Annotated in this window: 13 protein-coding genes; 8 read left to right on the forward strand and 5 right to left on the reverse strand. The window is 62.7% G+C overall.

Annotated elements, in window-relative coordinates; translation table 11 throughout:
• Positions 1–30: 30 nt before the first annotated feature.
• A complete protein-coding gene (locus Q7U29_RS17195) occupies positions 31–3,333 on the reverse strand; it encodes a DEAD/DEAH box helicase (protein WP_304743474.1) in 3,303 nt (1,100 codons plus the stop codon).
• Positions 3,326–4,117 (reverse strand): hypothetical protein, encoded by a 792-nt coding sequence (locus tag Q7U29_RS17200; RefSeq protein ID WP_304743476.1) that lies wholly within the window; start codon positions 4,115–4,117, stop codon positions 3,326–3,328. The genes Q7U29_RS17195 and Q7U29_RS17200 overlap by 8 nt, the downstream gene beginning before the upstream one ends.
• A gap of 329 nt (positions 4,118–4,446) precedes the next feature.
• Here Q7U29_RS17200 and Q7U29_RS17205 point away from each other — a divergent pair, with 329 nt between their 5' ends.
• On the forward strand, positions 4,447–4,911 hold the full coding sequence (locus Q7U29_RS17205) for a DUF1902 domain-containing protein (RefSeq protein ID WP_304743477.1): 465 nt from the start codon (positions 4,447–4,449) through the stop codon (positions 4,909–4,911).
• A 432-nt stretch (positions 4,912–5,343) separates the two neighbouring features.
• Here Q7U29_RS17205 and rpmB read toward each other — a convergent pair whose 3' ends face one another.
• A complete protein-coding gene (gene rpmB, locus Q7U29_RS17210) occupies positions 5,344–5,652 on the reverse strand; it encodes a 50S ribosomal protein L28 (protein WP_304743479.1) in 309 nt (102 codons plus the stop codon).
• 370 nt (positions 5,653–6,022) lie between these two features.
• Here rpmB and Q7U29_RS17215 point away from each other — a divergent pair, with 370 nt between their 5' ends.
• The 5 genes from Q7U29_RS17215 (at position 6,023) to Q7U29_RS17235 (ending at position 12,860) form a co-directional block, all read left to right on the forward strand.
• A complete protein-coding gene (locus tag Q7U29_RS17215; RefSeq protein WP_370691773.1) occupies positions 6,023–6,868 on the forward strand; it encodes a DUF3108 domain-containing protein in 846 nt (281 codons plus the stop codon).
• Between the two features lie 509 nt (positions 6,869–7,377).
• The gene (locus tag Q7U29_RS17220; RefSeq protein WP_304743483.1) at positions 7,378–10,911 is read left to right on the forward strand and encodes a helicase-related protein; all 3,534 of its coding nucleotides are present in this window, start codon (positions 7,378–7,380) and stop codon (positions 10,909–10,911) included.
• 21 nt (positions 10,912–10,932) lie between these two features.
• On the forward strand, positions 10,933–11,202 hold the full coding sequence (locus tag Q7U29_RS17225) for an RNA-binding S4 domain-containing protein (RefSeq protein WP_304743484.1): 270 nt from the start codon (positions 10,933–10,935) through the stop codon (positions 11,200–11,202).
• Between the two features lie 121 nt (positions 11,203–11,323).
• Positions 11,324–11,662 (forward strand): ferredoxin FdxA, encoded by a 339-nt coding sequence (gene fdxA / locus Q7U29_RS17230; RefSeq protein ID WP_304743486.1) that lies wholly within the window; start codon positions 11,324–11,326, stop codon positions 11,660–11,662.
• Between the two features lie 178 nt (positions 11,663–11,840).
• Positions 11,841–12,860 (forward strand): CarD family transcriptional regulator, encoded by a 1,020-nt coding sequence (locus Q7U29_RS17235; protein ID WP_304743488.1) that lies wholly within the window; start codon positions 11,841–11,843, stop codon positions 12,858–12,860.
• 298 nt (positions 12,861–13,158) lie between these two features.
• On the opposite strand, the gene Q7U29_RS17240 is transcribed toward Q7U29_RS17235, so the two are convergent.
• Both Q7U29_RS17240 and Q7U29_RS17245 read right to left on the reverse strand, forming a co-directional pair.
• Positions 13,159–14,649 carry a M48 family metalloprotease gene (locus Q7U29_RS17240; RefSeq protein ID WP_304743489.1) on the reverse strand — a complete coding sequence of 497 codons (1,491 nt, stop codon included), beginning with the start codon at positions 14,647–14,649 and terminating at the stop codon, positions 13,159–13,161.
• Between the two features lie 26 nt (positions 14,650–14,675).
• The gene (locus Q7U29_RS17245) at positions 14,676–15,419 is read right to left on the reverse strand and encodes a thermonuclease family protein (protein WP_304743491.1); all 744 of its coding nucleotides are present in this window, start codon (positions 15,417–15,419) and stop codon (positions 14,676–14,678) included.
• Positions 15,420–15,558: 139 nt separating this feature from the next.
• Between Q7U29_RS17245 and Q7U29_RS17250 the strand changes: the two genes are divergently transcribed.
• Together Q7U29_RS17250 and Q7U29_RS17255 are read left to right on the forward strand one after the other, a co-directional pair.
• Entirely contained in the window at positions 15,559–15,975 is a 417-nt protein-coding gene (locus Q7U29_RS17250; RefSeq protein WP_304743492.1) for a VOC family protein, read from the forward strand.
• A gap of 346 nt (positions 15,976–16,321) precedes the next feature.
• A complete protein-coding gene (locus Q7U29_RS17255) occupies positions 16,322–17,527 on the forward strand; it encodes an ABC transporter substrate-binding protein (protein WP_304743494.1) in 1,206 nt (401 codons plus the stop codon).
• The last annotated feature ends 50 nt before the right edge of the window (positions 17,528–17,577 follow it).

The raw sequence follows: 17,577 nt of genomic DNA on the forward strand, positions 1-17,577 counted from the left end.
CCAAACGAGCCGCGCAACGCGAACGTAAGTCTACGATTGCAGAAAGTCATAAAGGTCGACAGCGCTTCTTACGCGCTCGACCATGTCTGAAAAGGCCTCGGTCAAATCCCCTGGTGCCATATACGTCGCGATGCTCTGATATTCGCGGTGAACGGCGATCCGATTGAGGCGCCGCAATCGGATCTGCCGAAGTGCAACCATTTCTGGCCGGTCAACTCCTTCTCGCACGGCCGCTCCGAGCGTTGTCAACGCAATGGGCACCACGAGTTCCAACGGAAAAAGCGTCGCGTAGAGCTGCGGAAGGATTCCATAGAGATACGCGAACTCTGGGACAATTCGCAAAACGAATTCGCGCGCAGTTTCGCATTTCCCAAGCCGGTTTGGTGCGGTCCCGGCGAGCTGCTCTAAGGCTGCGAGCGTCGTCCCATTCATCCAGGCAGGCAGTAGGCGCTCGAACTCTCCGATGGCGTACAATCCCTTATCTTTGTCACTGTCGAGCTTCTTGTATTTGCTGCCGAAGATGCCTTCCAAGCTTTCCCGCCTTATCAGTTGGGGAATATCCTCCGCATTGGCGCGCAGCCACGCGAGCATCCATGCGCGCCAACCTTCGGTCGTAGGCGTCGTCACGCTCGCAGTGGCAAGAAGGTGTTGGGATAGCTTCGTCAGTATGCGAGCTGAAATTCCCGACGCAGCCGCAATTTGGTCAATCCAAGAATTCGTGATGTCGGGGTCGGCATTACGAAGTTGAATGGCGGCCGCCGCGCGCGACTCAATCCATTGGGCGTCACCCCGCACCCGAGCGCGGTAAGCACCGAAAGATCGTGACAATAGTTCGTTTGCTGAAGCGTCGGCCCCAGCCGGATCGGATGTGTTGCCCTGCGGCAATCGACTAAGTAGATACTTCGCCGCCGCCGATATCGGGCCGGTCGCGGCATGAACCTGATCCAACAACGATACGAACGGGTCGTCGATAACCAGACACTGATCGCTTTGTGAAAAGATTGCTTGTAGATCTGACCAGTGGCTGTGAATTTGATTGGTGCTGCTCTGGAAATCGACAACCTTACTCGGAACAATCAGGACGAATCCCTGCGACACGTCACCGGCTCGCCCAGCGCGGCCTGCTGCATTGAGAAGCTCGTGGGCCTCCAGGCGTTCCATTCGATCGGCATCTTGATTAAAGCGGCTGTCGCCCGCGATAATTACGACTTCACTAGGCAAGTTCATTCCTTGTGCCAACGTCGAGGTCGCTACTAGAACGTTTATGCCGTCAGCGCGGCGAAATAGATCTTCGTGCAATTGCCGTTCCTGCAGTATCAACAGGCCGTGGTGGCAAGCACTTGCGTCAGCAAGCTTTCCCTCCGGTGTCATTGCCAGATAGAGATACTCAGCGCCGCCAGCTTCTTCAACAGCGACACGGTAGAGCGTCTGCTCGTCGTCGGTGAGAGGAAGCGCTTGCGGTCCAGATAGCTCATTGACGGCGTCGGAGGTGCTTTTGCAGAGCGGGATGGTTTGAGCGAAGATCAGTGTCTTCAGGCGCTGCGCACCAGTAGCGGTACCGATCGCCGCGCTGACCTGATTGCCGTTCGGCGTGAGATACCAGTTTCGATCTTGCCGCGTACCGGTAGATAGCGTGATAGCCTCCTCCAGCAATGGAAGCAGTGCGTAGTCGATGCGGGCGTTAGAGACCCACGTTTGGCGAAGGCAAAAGAATCCGAAAGGTTGTGCCGTCAGACTTCGCTTAAGCGCGGCGGGGGCATCTTTGTTGGGTACTGCCCGGCGGGTCGCCCCGAGCAAAGTTCGCAGCTCACCCAATCGTTCTGAGGCGTAAACCACACAGCCGCGCACTTGACGGGTAGGCTTCCATCTGAGGTCAAGCCCCAGGCAGGTTCGATCGGTCAAATCCTGCAGCCACCCAGCCATCTCGGCGGTGTTTTTCATCATGGCCGAGAGAAGGAGGATGTCCGCAGTGCGGGCGAGTCTATTTAGGTTCAGCAGACACAGCATTGCATCGATGCTTCGGCGGCTCGTGTCCATGTTGCGCGGATGCAGTAAGTGGCATTCGTCGAAGACGATTAGACCGACGTCCTCAAAGACATCGAAACTGAAGCTGAGCATCGTAAGGCATCGCTCGGGCGTGAGCACGCTGATGCCCGGAAGCGGTTCTTTCTCGAGTGGTGAGAAGACAAGCTCTTCGGCGCGTTCGCGCTGCACCTGTGCCTGCGGGAAGGTCTTCGTAAGGGCCGTCGCTGTTTGGTCCACCAAGGCGAGCGTAGGTGCAAGAAAAATTACCTTGACGCCGCGCAAAAGCGCAGCGGCGATCTTAAGTTCCGCCAGTTTGGATTTTCCACCGCCGGTCGGAAAACTTACGGCCGCCGAGGTGCCGGTTTCAAGATAGCCAGCGTCTATGGCCTCACGATGATTTCGCCAGACGTATGGACGTTGCTTCGCCATCTCTTTGATTAAGGCGTGCCACCTTGAAGCCGAAATTCCACTCGGTGGAATGACCTGAACAAGGGCTGATGAAGGAAAGTCGCGCGCCACCGCTTTCAAAAGAGAGGCAAGGTGCAGAGGGCCGGTGAAGATGTTGTAGGGAGCATCCGTGCCAGCAGGCGCAATGCCGGTAATTCGCTCAGCCGATAACGATATCACGTTCGCAAAGATTTCTATTGCACTTTCGCCCCGCCCAGGGGGCGTTCCAAGCATCTGTTGTGCTAGCGATCTGACACCTTGCAACAACATGAAGTAAAGAGCGCGCGTTGCTGCGAGTCCGGGCTCGGCTTGAGCAAGGTCCGCTATCGATGGCAATCCACTTGCGACGATTGGACCGAGTCGCCCGATGGCCAAGTCCGAGATGCTGCTTAACAGTCGCGATTCGATGAGGCCAGCGTCAGTCGGCCGAATTCGCTTTGCGGTCTCTGCCGCATCGGCGCTTGCCTCGGCGACAAGAAATAGTAGCGCTGCCGAAACTTCCGGTGAAATGGAATCGATGCCAAGGTAACTTACTCGACCATTTTCAGTGTTCGCCGTGGCGTCCGCCAGCATGCATACATGATGCGCGGATGCCGCAACGAATGCCGCGGCGGAACGATCCTCGCGGTCGGGGAGCGTCGAAACGAATGCCTCTTGCGCAGAGGCAAGTCGCCGCATGGTCTTTATGGAATTGCGGACGGCATCCGGAAGCACTTGATCGGTTGCAAGTTCCCGCAATCGGATGCGAGCAGTAACGATCTCGGCATACACCTCGGTAAGGCTTTGTGGCAACCTCTCTAGATCAAGCCCCTCAAGCGACGGAGCTTGTGCCATTAATGCCACGGTATCGGGGTCAAACATGCGTTGTTCCCATAGCATTCAGAAAAGCGATGGCATGATTCGCGATTGAGGCCATCCATGGCCTGAGTTGATGAACGAGAAGTACCTCGCCGCGGCGTCGCGCCACGTCCCCGGTCGCGACTTCGTCGTAACCCTTGAACAGGCGTTTCCGTCCGGCAGCCGTCGAGTACGTATCGCTGACAGTAATGCTGATGCGATAACGACGAATCTGTTTCCAGATCACATTCTCAATTGCTTTGTCCGCATCAATTCCTGGGCGCGTGCTAAGTAACGAACTGACGTCGGCAGTCAGGACGTTCTCTCGATCACCGGCTTCGATCAGCAGAAACTCCGGCCAAACTTCATCCCTGATTGTCTCGCGCGGATTGTCTGTGGCTTTGTCCTCAAAGATTACCGCGGCTGATACCGCGCCGTCACCGGCATCTAGTTCCAGTTGAAGGCCGTCGAACCCCTTGTGGGCAAGGATCATGTGTGGGGCACGAATGAGAGCCGATGGATTTGCCTGCGAGGCGGCCAGCCAAGACATCGTCTGGAATAACCATCCGTCGCGATGCCACGATTCCGCACCCGGACGAACTGTAAGTAGCTTGATAGCGGCGGCACGTGTGGACGCGGTCGTACTCGGTGGAATGGCGCTGATCCCGGACAATATCTTCGCCACGTGGCGCGATTGTCCCAACGCAACGAGCGCGATGCGCTTGGCTAGCTCAACCTCGTCGGCAACGGTCCAGGCGCAACCCTGACAAAGTGTGCCCTCCGAAAAGTTGGTCAGAACAATAGCCATAATGCCGCTGGGGTGCTCGCTGGGTTGCGTACAATTCAGTATGCAGCTTTATTCTGATATCCACTAATCGCCGGCTGGCGCGAACTGGTTGTATTGCAAAAGTTGCCATTAGGCCTAAGGTTCGACACTGAGAAGTGAGGGCATCTTTGACAGCCCAGATCAGCAAAAAGCTGGATAGTTCAGAGCACGCCTGGACGTCCTCCAACCGGCCTCGCGGAGGCTCAATTGGCCTCGCCACCGACCCGTTGAACTCCGCCTGATGGAACGACGTCAAGACCGCTCCGTGCGACGCCCGCCTGACTTGGGCCATACTAGACCGCTGCGCAGTCTTGGTAGGCGTCGCGGCAACTATCGGACCCGCGATGTCCCGCCCAGTCATTTTCACGATTTCCGCAGCCTGGGATCGGGAGGCGTCGGGCTGGAGCGGGCATTGTGACGACATCCCGGCTGCCGCCGACGCGCCGACGCTTGACGAATTGCTGAACAAGATTTCCGCGATGGCGCTCGATCTCTTGCCGGATAACCAACCCGATGAGGCTCCGGAATCGCTGTTCCTGCAGATCGCGGCGCTGCCCGCACCGATTGATCGGGAGACCTGCATGACCATCGCCGACATGGTCTACAATCAGGTGAAGCTGTTGCCCGATCCGCTCGCCCGTGAAGTGCTCGACTTCGTCGGCTTGCTTCGCGAGGGGCAGGATCACCCGGAATGGCGCGACCTGATGAACGCGCAGGCAACCGGGCTTGCCGCTGTGTGGGACAACCCGGAAGATAAAGTCTGGGACGACGTTTGAGCGTGGGGGCTCCGCCCCATCCGCGAACTAACGTGAAGCCGGCCCCGGATTGCGCCATCGGGCGCGCATTCGCGCGGCCCGTTGGCTCCATCCAGGCTACAGGCCTTTCATGGTTCGAGACGCGCGGCGTTGCCGCACTCGTCACCATGACGACTTTACCCTGTGGGGAGCGGCATACGGACGATGGAGAATTTTCTTCTCCTGCCCTCCGACGCCGTGCAGTAAAAGTGCTGCGATCCCAAGCACTTCCTTTCTGTGCATGGGGTTGTTTTCGCACTTTTTGCTTTTGGCCTCTGCCGCGCGACCCAATGGCTCGCCGTTACGGTTGCGGGCCTTCCATCGCCGCGCACGCCCCAAACGAAAACGGCCGGGTCTTTCGACCCGGCCATTCAAAATTCCAGTTCGCTCAATCAGGCTTCCGCCCGCGTCCGCTCAGCTCGCCGCGGCTACCGGCGCGCCTTCGGCGATCTTCTTCTCGATGGCCTTCTTCAGCAGCAGCGCCTTTTGCGACAGCTCGGGGCCCTTGGCCTTGATCAGGAAGGCGTCGAAGCCGCCGCGGTGGTCGACCGACTTGATGGCGTTGGTCGAGACCCGCAGGCGCACGTTGCGGCCGAGCGCGTCCGAGATGAAGGTGACGTTGCACAGGTTCGGCAGGAACCGGCGCTTGGTCTTGATGTTGGAGTGGCTCACCTTGTTGCCCACCATGGGGCCCTTGGCCGTCAGTTCGCAGCGCCGGGACATCTTGCAAAATCCTCTTCCATCCCCGACCCATCCGTCAGCCCTTTTGGAGGGCGCGGCGCGGGGGTTCAAATTCACGTCCATTTCAGGAACCGCGGACGTATAGGGGCAGCCGCGCGGGGCGTCAAGGTTTTGGGGCAGCAAAAGATCGGCCAAACCGGGCGGAAAGGCTTGTTCCGCAAGCCTGTTTGGCAAGCCTGTTTGGTATGTCGTTCGGGCGGTTTCGCCATCATATAAACGGCGTATTCGCCGCCGACATCAGGGCTTCCGGGCGCGGATGCATTGTTTGCCGGATATTTTGGCCTAAATAATACCTGTGCGCCGATTTGCGCGCCGAGTTGAGGATCGCCGTTCAGTGACCACCCCCCGCATGATGTTGCCCCGGCCGGCCGGATTTCCGCTGTGGGCGCTGGGCGGGCTGTGCGCCTTGGTGCTGTCGGGCGTGCCGACCGCAGGCTTCGCGCAGGGGCGGCTGGATGCCCGCTATGAGGCGACGCTTTCGGGGATTGCCGTCGGCAAGGGCGCCTGGAACATCGAAATATCAGACGATTCGTTTTCCGCCGCCTCTTCCGGCGGCACCTCGGGGCTGTTGAAGGCCTTCTCCGGCGGCTCCGGCACCGCGGCGGCCCAGGGCAGGGTGGTGGCCGGCGCGCTGGTCGCGACCAATTACCAGGCTTCGACCACGACCGCGAAAAAGACCGAAGCCATCCGCATGGTGCTGACCTCGGGCTATATCAAGGAATACGCCATCGAGCCGGAACCGCCCGTCGATGCCGACCGGCTGCCGGTCACCGATGCGCATCGCCGCGGCGTCTACGACCCGATGACGGGATCGATGCTGCGCGTGCCCGGCAACGGCGATCCGCTGACGCCGGAGGCCTGCCGCGTCTCCGCCGGGGTGTTCGACGGCCGCATGCGCTACGACCTCAAGCTCGATTTCAAGCGCATGGAAACCGTGAAGGCCGAGAAGGGCTATCATGGCCCCGTGGTGGTCTGCGCGGTGTATTTCACGCCGGTCGCCGGCTACATCCCGGACCGCCCGGTCATCAAATACCTCGCCGCCCAGCGCAATATCGAGATCGCGTTCGCGCCGGTCGCGGGAACCCGCATCCTGGTGCCGTTCTGGATGAAGATCCCGACCCCGCTCGGCCCCGCCATGCTGGAGGCCACCCAGTTCATCACCACGGCAACGCCGCCGCGGGTCGCGAAGACGCAGTGACGTCAAATCTGCCGTCGTCCCTGCGAACGCAGGGACCCATAATCACAGGGGTTCGTTGTGAGCTTCGGTATCGACGCTCATCGCCTGAAACTGCAGGGCCGCGGCGTATGGGTCCCTGCGTTCGCAGGGACGACACCGAAATGGATGTGGCGGCGTACAACGGAGCAGCCGAATCCCCATTGACTCTCGCCCGCTTCTGATTCGACTCCGTGTTCTCCAACGCTTTAAGGATTCGACCGCCATTCGCCCGCTTCTCGCCTCGCGCCAAACCTGATCTAGTGCCGCGACGAGGTGTCGTGCCGACATGTTGCGGTGAACGTAACGACATCCGGAGTGAGTCAGCGATTCGGGCGCGATTCGTTCCGGACTCGTTCCAGAACTTAAGCCGCGACTGCAAGGCGTCGCATAATGAAACAATTAGCCTGCGCGTATTCTGATCGCAAAACCGGTACCCACTTTTGCGGAATACGCGCCCACAAACCTTCGGCGACGCAGAAACTCAATAAAACATGGCCTTTCCGTCATTCTCGTCCAACCAGGCGCATGACCGCGCTCCCGGCGCCGGCGTCACCGCGGTGCTCGGGCCGACCAACACCGGCAAGACCCACCTCGCGATCGAGCGGATGGTGGCGCATTCCTCCGGGGTGATCGGCCTGCCGCTGCGCCTGCTGGCGCGCGAGGTCTACAACAAGATCGTCGACAAGGTCGGCGTCGAGCTGGTGGCGCTGATAACAGGCGAAGAGAAGATCAAGCCGCCGAAGGCGCGCTACTGGGTTTCCACCGTGGAGGCGATGCCGCGGGATCTCGACGTCTCGTTTCTCGCGGTCGACGAAATCCAGATCGCGGCCGATCTGGAACGCGGTCATGTCTTCACCGACCGCATCCTGCACCGGCGCGGCCGCGACGAGACGCTGCTTTTGGGCGCCGCCACCATGCGCCCGATCATCGAGCGGCTGTTGCCCGGCGCCTCCATCGTCACGAGGCCGCGGCTGTCGCAACTTGAATTCTCCGGCGACCGCAAATTGACGCGGCAGCCGCGGCGCACCGCGATCGTCGCCTTCTCGGCCGACGAGGTCTATGCCATCGCCGAACTGATCAAGCGCCAGCATGGCGGCGCCGCCGTGGTGCTGGGCTCGCTGTCGCCCCGCACCCGCAATGCCCAGGTGGCGATGTTCCAGTCCGGCGACGTCGATTATCTGGTCGCGACCGACGCCGTCGGCATGGGGCTCAACCTCGACGTCGATCACGTCGCTTTCGCCTCCGACCGCAAATATGACGGCTACCAGTTCCGCAGGCTCAACCCGTCGGAATTCGCGCAGATCGCCGGCCGCGCCGGGCGCGCCACCCGTGACGGCACCTTCGGAACCACCGGCCGCTGCGCGCCGTTCGAGCCGGAACTGGTCAATGCGCTGCAGAATCACACTTTCGATAGCGTAAAAGTGCTGCAATGGCGCAATTCGAAGCTGGATTTCTCCTCGCTGGGGGCGCTGCAGGTGTCGCTGGCGCTGTCGCCGAGCCATGACGCGCTGACGCGGGCGCCGATCGCCGAAGATTTGCGCGTGCTCGATCACGCCGCGCGCGACGCCGACGTGCGCGACATGGCGCAGGGGGCCGCCGCCGTCGAGCGGCTGTGGGACGCCTGCCAGATTCCGGATTACCGCAAGATCGCGCCGGCGGCACATGCGGAACTGGTGACCAGCCTGTTCGGTTTCCTGATGAAGAAGGGCCGGATCCCGGATGCCTGGTTCGCCGCCCAGGTCGAGCAGGCCGACCGCATAACCGGCGATATCGACACATTATCGGGTCGGATCGCGCAAATCCGGACCTGGACCTTTGTGGCAAATCGGCCGGATTGGCTGGCCGATCCCGAACATTGGCAGGGAATCGCGCGAGAAGTCGAAAATAAACTGTCGGATGCCCTGCATGAACGGCTCACGGAGCGTTTCGTTGACCGTCGTACCAGTGTATTGATGCGCCGCCTGCGGGAGAACAGCGTTTTGAATACTGAAATCGGCAAGACCGGCGAAGTGATCGTAGAAGGCCATGTGATCGGCCGGCTCGACGGATTTACCTTCGCACCCGACGCCGCGGAAGCAGGCTCCGACGCCAAGGCGTTGCAGGCCACTGCGCTGAAAGCGCTGGCCGGCGAGATCGACGCGCGCGCCGAGAAACTGGCGGCCGCGCCCGACGAGCAATTCGTGCTGACGTCGGATGGCACCATCCGCTGGACCGGCGACGCGGTGGCGCGGCTGGTCGCGGCCGACGACGCGCTGCATCCGCGCCTGCGCATCATTTCCGACGACCGCCTGGCTGGTGCCGCGCGCGAGGCGGTGCAGACGAGGCTCGATCTGTGGCTGAAGACGCATGTCGAAAAGCTGCTGGGGCCGCTGTTCGACCTGCACAAGGCCGAGGACATCACCGGCATCGCGCGCGGCATCGCGTTCCAGCTGATCGAGGCGCTCGGCGTGCTGGAGCGGCAGAAGATCTCCGCCGAGATGAAGGATCTCGACCAGCCGTCGCGCGCGACCTTGCGCAAATACGGCGTGCGCTTCGGCGCCTATCACATCTACATTCCCGCGCTGCTGAAGCCGGCGGCGCGCGCGCTGGCCTCGCTGCTGTGGGCGGAAAAGCAGAGCAATGTCGACATGTCGGCCTTGTCGGGGGCGCAGCATCTCGCAGGGTCGGGCCGCACCTCGTTCCCGGTCGACAAGTCGCTCGACCGCGATGCCTATCGCGTGCTGGGCTACCGGCAATGCGGCGAACGCGCGGTGCGGGTCGATATTCTCGAGCGCCTCGCTGATCTGATTCGTCCCGCGCTGTCCTGGCGCGAGGCTTCGCCCGGCACCAAGCCGGCCGGCGCGTTTGACGGCCGCGGTTTCGTGGTGACGCAGGCGATGACCTCGTTGACCGGCTCCGCCGGTGAGGATTTCGCCTCGATCCTGCGCGCGCTCGGCTATCGCATGGAGAAGAAAGCGCCGCTGCCGCCGAAGCCTGAGGTGGTTGAAGCGCCCGTCGCGGCAGAGGCTGCAGCGGAAGCAACTTCCGAAGTGGCGACGGAGAGCACCGAAACGGCCCAGGCCGGCAGCGATGCCGCGCCGGCCACCGAAGCAGAGACCTCGCCGTCGGCAACGCTGCTGCCCGATATTGCCTTCTCGCCCGCGCCCGAACCGGCTGAGCCGGTTGCCGTCGAAGCGGCGCCGCCGGAACCGGTGGCTGTGGTGGAAGCTGGTGAAGCGCCTGCGGTGGAAGCGGTCGAAGTTTCCGTGGCGGAGGCTGTTGAAGCTCCCGTGGCGGAAGTTGTTGAAGCCGCCGCCGTGGAAGCGCCGCAGGAACAGGCCGCCGCTGAAACTGCATCGGAGGCCGCTACGGCGACTGATGCATCTGAGGATGCTGGTGTTGCCGAGGCAACCGCGCCCGAAGTCGCCGCAGCACCCGAAATGGTCGAAGTCTGGCGGCCCGGTGGCCGCTCGGAAGAGCGCCGGCCGCGTCACGACCGCAACCGTCCGCGCCATCACGACCGTCCCGCGCAAGGCGCGGACGCCGCAGCCGCTGTGCCAGGCGAAGCGGGCGACGCCGCCAAGGGCGAGCGGCATCGCCGTGGACGACGCACTCCTGATTTCCGCAGGCCCCGCACCGACGCTCCGCCCGCTGATGGCGTGACGCCGGCCGTGGCCGCCGATGGCGCCCCGGCAAGCCCGCCGCGCGAGGACCGGGGTGGCCGGCCGCCGCGCGAGCGTTTTCAGGGCAAGGGCAGGGAAGGCGACCGGCCCCAGGGAAGATCTGAAGGCAAGCCGCAGGATCGATCGCATGGTAAGCCGCCAGGCAAATTCGGCGGCGGCGACCGCGACAAGGGTGGCCGTGACAAGGGCGGGCGCGACAAGGGTGGTTTCGGTGGCAAGGGCGGTCGCGACAGCGGCCCGTCGCACCGGCAATGGGCCACCAGCGCCGCCCCGCGCGAGCGCGACCGTCCGGTCGACCCCAATTCGCCATTCGCAAAGCTGGCGGCGCTCAAGGAACAGCTCGCCGCCAACCGCAAGGACTGATCCCTTTCTCGATGGTGTTGCTTGGAGCGCCAGCGTCTCGACAAATGGCTGTGGCACGCGCGGGTGGTGAAGGCCCGCAGCAGTGCTGCTGCCCTGGTCGAGGCCGGCCATGTCCGCATCAATGGTAGCAGGGAGAAGGCGCCCGGCCACGCCGTCAAGGCCGGCGACGTGCTGACCATCGGGCTCGACAACTCGGTGCGCATCCTGAAGGTGGTCGCGTTCGCCGAACGCAGGGGCGACGCCACCGCCGCCCGCTTGCTCTACGAAGATTTGCAGGGCCGCCGGGAATGACTATCTGAAGCGCTGGCTGGAGCGGTTGAAAACGCCTCCCAAAGATGCCGTTGCTTGACTTGCGGCTACGGTGTTCCTGCGCTACGCAAACCACTGAAAATTGACCTTTTCGGAGCCCTGGATGACTTACGTCGTCACTGAAGCCTGCATCAAATGCAAATACACCGATTGCGTTGAGGTCTGCCCGGTAGACTGTTTCTACGAGGGCGAGAACATGCTGGTCATCCATCCGGACGAATGCATCGACTGCGGCGTGTGCGAACCGGAATGTCCGGCCGACGCGATCAAGCCCGACACCGAGCCCGGCCTGGAGAAGTGGCTGGAGGTGAATACCGAATACGCCAAGACGTGGCCGAACATCACCCAGAAGAAGCCCGAACCGCCGGACGCCAAGGAATTTGACGGCATGGCGGGCAAGTTCGAGAAATATTTTTCTCCGGCGCCGGGCAGCGGCGACTGATTCGAAGCGTTTGGGCTGAAATGAATTCGGGCCGGTTCGGGCCGAAAACGGCTGACGACTTAACCCTATTCCGCGTGAGATCGCCGAAACCGCCTGCCGGAGCCTCCGGACAGGGCGTAAATCATTGATTTTTCCGGAAAATGTGCTATATTCGACACAATACTAGCCGAATCCAGCCATGCGTACCTGTGGCCCTCGGGTTCCCGTGAAAAACATCCAACAGGGGCGTGGCAGTTTCCGCGCGCAGGCTGTGTCACAGAAAACGCGTAAAAAGAGTGCTTCAAAGACCACGAAAAAAGCCGCTGCGGTGAGCCGCAGTGCAACCAAAGGCCGTGCCCGGACTTCCCTCAAGGAGCCCCGAAAGGCCCCGGCTGCCAAATCCTCGAATAACAAAAGAAGCGCAATGCCAAACAAGACTGCAAAAACTGCCGCGAAAGCGACTGTGACGAAGGCCACTGCTTCGAAGGTCGCCCCCAAAAATGTCGTTCTTCCCCCGAAAACTGCGGCCAAGGCGCCTGTGGTGTTGAAGGCTGCCGCGAAGCCGGTTGCCGCCGCCGCCAAGCCGGTGGCTGCCGCTCCCCGGGTCGAGGAGCCGAAGAAGGTTCTGACCCAGCGCCAGGGCTTCAAGACCAATGAATTCGTGGTGTACCCCGCGCACGGCGTTGGCCAGATCCTGGCCATCGAAGAGCAGGAGATCGCCGGCGCCAGGCTCGAGCTGTTCGTGATCAATTTCATGAAGGACAAGATGACGCTGCGGGTGCCGACGGCGAAGGTCGCCAATGTCGGCATGCGCAAGCTGTCGGAGCCGGCGCTGGTCAAGCGCGCGCTGGAAACCCTCAAGGGCCGCGCCCGCGTCAAGCGCACGATGTGGTCGCGCCGTGCCCAGGAGTACGAAGCCAAGATCAATTCCGGAGATATCGTCGCGATCGCCGAAGTGGTGCGCGATCTCTATCGTTCGGATTCGCAGCCCGAGCAGTCCTACAGCGAACGCCAGCTGTATGAAGCAGCGCTCGACCGGTTGTCGCGCGAAATCGCCGTGGTGCAGCATTCGACCGAGACCGAAGCGGTCAAGGAAATCGAAGGCCAGCTCGCCAAGAGCCCGCGCCGCGGCGCCAAGGCCGAGACCGAAGCCGCCGACGGTGATGCGGATGCCGACGCCGATGGCGACGACGCGGCGGTGGCGGACGAGGCGGCGTAACGCGGCTTCGCTGATTTGAGAATTGAAAAGCCCGGTCGAGAGACCGGGCTTTTTTGTTGATCGTCGTCCCGGACAAGTGAGCGTTGGCGAGCGCCGATCCGGGACCCATACGCCGTGCATGCGCGTGATGGGACGGAGGTAGAGACCTTCCGCAACAATGGACATCGGTGGTTATGGATCCCGGATCGGCGCTCGCTGGTCCGGGACGACACCGAACATGCGGATCGAGATTCCCGGTTCGCGCTAAGCGCGCCCTCAGATGCGCAATTGCGCATCGCGGATGAGGCGCTTTCGCGCGTCAATCCACCACGATCTTGACGCGGTCCCGCGCCTTCACCTGGGCATTGGCATCGAGCCCGTTCAGGATGCGAAAACGCTGGGCCGGGCGGTCGACACCGGACATGCGGTGAGACAGCGATTCCACGGTGTCGCCGGGCTGCGCGGTGATGATCTTGATGCGCAGCGGCCGGGCGGCCTGGATTTCCTCCAGCGTCAGGCGGCGGAACGAGCCGACGGTTTCGCGCGCGTTGCGGTCGCTCTCGGTGGTCTTCTGCTTGGAGGCAAAGATGAAGCGGTAGACGTCGCTGCCGAAGCGCAGCGCATAGACCTTGAACTGCCATTGATCGCCGCGCGCGGTGGCGGACGCCGCCGGAAAGCCGTTGATGGTCAATTCCTCCGCCGAGCCCTTCTCGACGTTCTCCATCCACCCGGAATTGAGATAGTCGACGAGCGTCTGCTCCGACGGCACCCGAACTACGTCGAAGCGCATCGCCTGGGTGCCGCCCTCGCGCACGCCGATCACGGCCTGCGCGGTATTGTCCAGCGTGAAGGTCTCCGGCGCTGCGAAGGAGAAGCCGAGCTTCGGATGCAGGAAACGGCGACCGCGCACGAAACCTTCGCTGGGGTCTTCGCCATAGACGATGTTGTCGATTGCGGCGAGATAGGTTTCGCGGTCGCGTTCGCCGCCTTCCGGCGAGGAAAACTGCCGCGCCGAATTCTGAGCGTTCTGTACCCGCTCGGGCGTCGCCGGATGCGACGACAGAAAGTCCTGCGCGCGCGGATCGAGCGAAGTTTTGCCGGCCTTGAGCGCGGCGTTGCGCTCCATCGCGGTCAGGAAGCGCGCCGCGCCATAGGGGTCGAATCTGGCGCGCGCGGAAATGCCGACGCCGATGCCGTCCGCCTCGAACTCCTGGGCGCGGGAAAAGCTCGCCATCGTCAGTTTTGTCTTGGCCAGCGCCAGCGCGGTCAGATCGGGATCGTTGCCCATGTCGGTGACGACGCGGGTGACGACGGCGGCCTGGCGCGCCTGGTCCTCGCGGATCGTGGCGTGTTTTGCCAGCACATGCGCCATCTCGTGTGACAGCACCGAGGACAGTTCCGAGGTGTCGCTGGCGAGCGCGATCAGGCCGCGGGTGACGTAGAGCTGGCCGGTCGGCAGCGCGAAGGCATTGACCGCGCCGGAATTGAGAATGGTCACCTTGTAGGCCTGATCGGGACGATCCGACGCCGCCACCAGCCGGTCGACCGTCTTGCCGATCAGGGCTTCCAGCCGCGGATCGTCATAGGCGCCGCCATAGGAGGAGAGAATGCGTTCATGCTCGCGCTCGGTGGCAGGGGTCTGCGCCACCGTGCGCGCCGGCTTGGCCGGGCCGCCCGCCGAAGGCGGGGCGGTGGTGAAGCGATCGACACCGCCGCAGGCGGAAAGCGTCAGGATCGCGCACAGCAGCGGACCCGCCGCCCAAAGCCGGCGGCCTGTCCCCCTGTCGCGCCGTCCCGCACACCCCGTCACGTCAGTACTCGTATCTGGCCGGCGGGCTAATTCCCGCCAAGCATTTCAATCTGCCCCACAAGGAGCACTTCGATTCGCGGGCCGCCCCGCGCCTCGACCCAGCCACGGACCCGAATCCGCCGATTCTCCAGGGACTTAAGGACGATCCCGGCCGCCGCATGCGCCGCCGCCGCCCGCCTTGAAATAGTCACGGCAAAGTCGCGTGTCCAGTTCCGGCCGAAATTCAGGTAAGTCGTTGCCCCGGCCTGCCTGACCGACAAAACCTTTCCCTCGACCAGTGTAAAGCGCCCGATCCCGGTCAAAATATCGCCCGGACTTTCCGCGTTTTTTATGGCTGCCGGATCGGCCCAGGTTCCCCGTTTGGCCCGCCGCGCTTCCGCCTCGGCGGCCAACAGGGTCGCGGCGCAACCCTTGTCGGCGACGTCGGCCGATACCAGCGCCTCGCCCTGCGCCAGCAGCAGGCTTTGCACCGGCACCTCGGAGCCGGCGAGATGGACGAACGCGGGCTGCCGGCCGTAGCGATCGGGGCTGTCGTCGTCGCCCGACAAACTCACCTCGCGACCCGCGATGAGGGCTGACAACGCCGCTGTCCGGCTGGCCTTCGTGCCGGCTACCGGCTCGATGCCGGCGAGCCTGATCTCACGGCCGTCCGTTAGCCGAAACGTGCGCGCATCGATCACGGCGGAGACGCGGCCCTCGCCCTGCGGTTCGAACGCGCAGCCCGCCGGGTGAGCGGGGGCGACAGTTAAAAGTAGCCAGGTCAAGGCCATGGCCCATCCGGCGCAATGCGCCCGCGTGGCGGTCACCGGTTGCACGACGCTGCCTGGGATCGGATCCATTCCTGTATGCTTGCCGCGATCGGCGGATTAACTTTAGCCGAAATCGGTTTGTCGACGAAGGGGAGAGACGATGGAAGTCAACGGCATCGCGCATATTTTTCTCACCGCATCGAATTTCGAACGCTCCCGCGCGTTCTATCGCCAGCTGCTGCCTTTCCTCGGGCTGAAGCCGGTGATGGATACCGAGACGACCTACTACTGCGTCGGCGGCCGCACCGCGGTCGGCATCCGCGCACCATCGCCGGAGCACGAGGGCGCAGCCTTCGAGCAAGAGCGTGTCGGCCTGCACCATCTCTGCTTCCGGGCCCGCGAGCGCGCCGACGTCGATGAGTTGCACGCCTTCCTGGGAACGCTCAGCGACGTGAAGATCATCCGCGCGCCGCGCGAGGATCAATGGGCGCCGGGCTATTACTCGCTGCTATTCGAGGATCCCGATGGCATCAGGCTGGAGCTGAACCATGTGCCGGGGAAGGGGCTGTTGGGGTAGCCATTCGCTTTGCGTTAGACCCATCGTTGTCGTCCCGGCCAAGTGAGCGAAGCGAACGCTGAGCCGGGACCCATAACCCCGGTGATCTATTGTAAGAGCGAGACGCTTCAACAAGGCCACTTCCCGTAACCATCAACGGCACGGCGTATGGGTCCCTGCGTTCGCAGGGACGACCCGTTGATAGAGTCTCTTGCGACCATTCCGTTTTGCGGAAAATGCCCGCGCCGCAAAGCTCCAGCATGCCTGCCGCGCCGCTCCGTGCCTTGCCGGTGCTGACACCTTCCGGCATGATTGCGGCAACAGAAGTGAGGTCGCAGCGAATGCGGCCCTTCGCAGGGAGGCTTTGATGAGACGGGTGTTTTCGGGTGTTCTGGCATCGGCGCTGGCGTTGTCGGCAGGTGTCGCCCTCGCGCAGACAAAACCTCCGTTAAAACTCGGCGGCATCCTCGACATGTCCGGGCTCTATGCCGACATCACCGGGGCGGGCAGCGAGGCCGCGGCGAAGATGGCGGTGGAGGATTTTGGCGGCGAGGTGCTGGGCCGCAAGGTAGAGATCGTCGTCGCCGACCATCTCAACAAGGCCGACGTCTCGGCCAGCCTCGCGCGCGACATGCTCGACAACCAGGGCGTCGAAATGATCTTCGATGTCGCGGCTTCCGCAACGGCGCTTGCCGCGGGCGAGATCGCAAAGGCGCGCAACAAGCTCATCATTTTCAATGGACCGGCCACGGTTGCGCTTACCAATGAGGCGTGCGGTCCCTACACCGTGCACTACACCTACGACACGTATGGGCAGGCCAATGTGACGGGGCTTGCGGCGGTCAAGTCCGGCCTCGACACCTGGTTTTTCCTGACCGCCGACTATGCCTTCGGACAAGCGCTGGAAAGGGACACCACCAATGTGGTGGTGAAGAATGGCGGCAAGGTGCTGGGCAGCGTCCGCCATCCCCTCAATACATCTGATTTCTCGTCCTTCCTGCTGCAGGCGCAGGCGTCGAAGGCCAAGGTGATCGGTCTGGCGAATGCCGGCGGCGACACCATCAACGCGATCAAGCAGGCCGCCGAGTTCGGCCTGATGAAGGGCGGGCAGAAGGCCTCGCCGCTGCTCGTCTTCATCACCGACATCGACAGCATCGGCCTTGAAATCGCGCAAAACCTGCTGCTGTCCGAAGCCTTCTACTGGGACCTCAACGATGAGACGCGTGCGTTTTCAAAGCGTTTCACGGAACGCAGGAAGCGGCCGCCGACCACTGCCCAGGCCGGCGTGTATTCCTCGGTCTCGCATTATCTGAAGGCGGTGAAGGCCGCCGGCACCACCGACGCGGCGGCTGTGATCAAGATGATGAAGGAGACGCCGATCAACGACATGTTCGCCAAAAACGGAAAGATCCGCGACGACGGCCGCATGGTGCACGACATGTACCTGTTCGAGGTCAAGAAGCCGTCGGAATCCAGGGGGCGCTGGGACTATTACAAGCTGGTCGGCACGGTTTCCGGCAAAGATGCATTCCAGCCGTTGGAAGCGTCGCGCTGCCCGCTGGTGAAGAAGTGACGGCCATCGTCGTCCCCGCGAACGCGGGGACCCATACGCCGCGGCCCATC

The sequence above is a fragment of the Bradyrhizobium sp. genome, assembly GCF_030654605.1.
Lineage (GTDB): Bacteria > Pseudomonadota > Alphaproteobacteria > Rhizobiales > Xanthobacteraceae > Bradyrhizobium.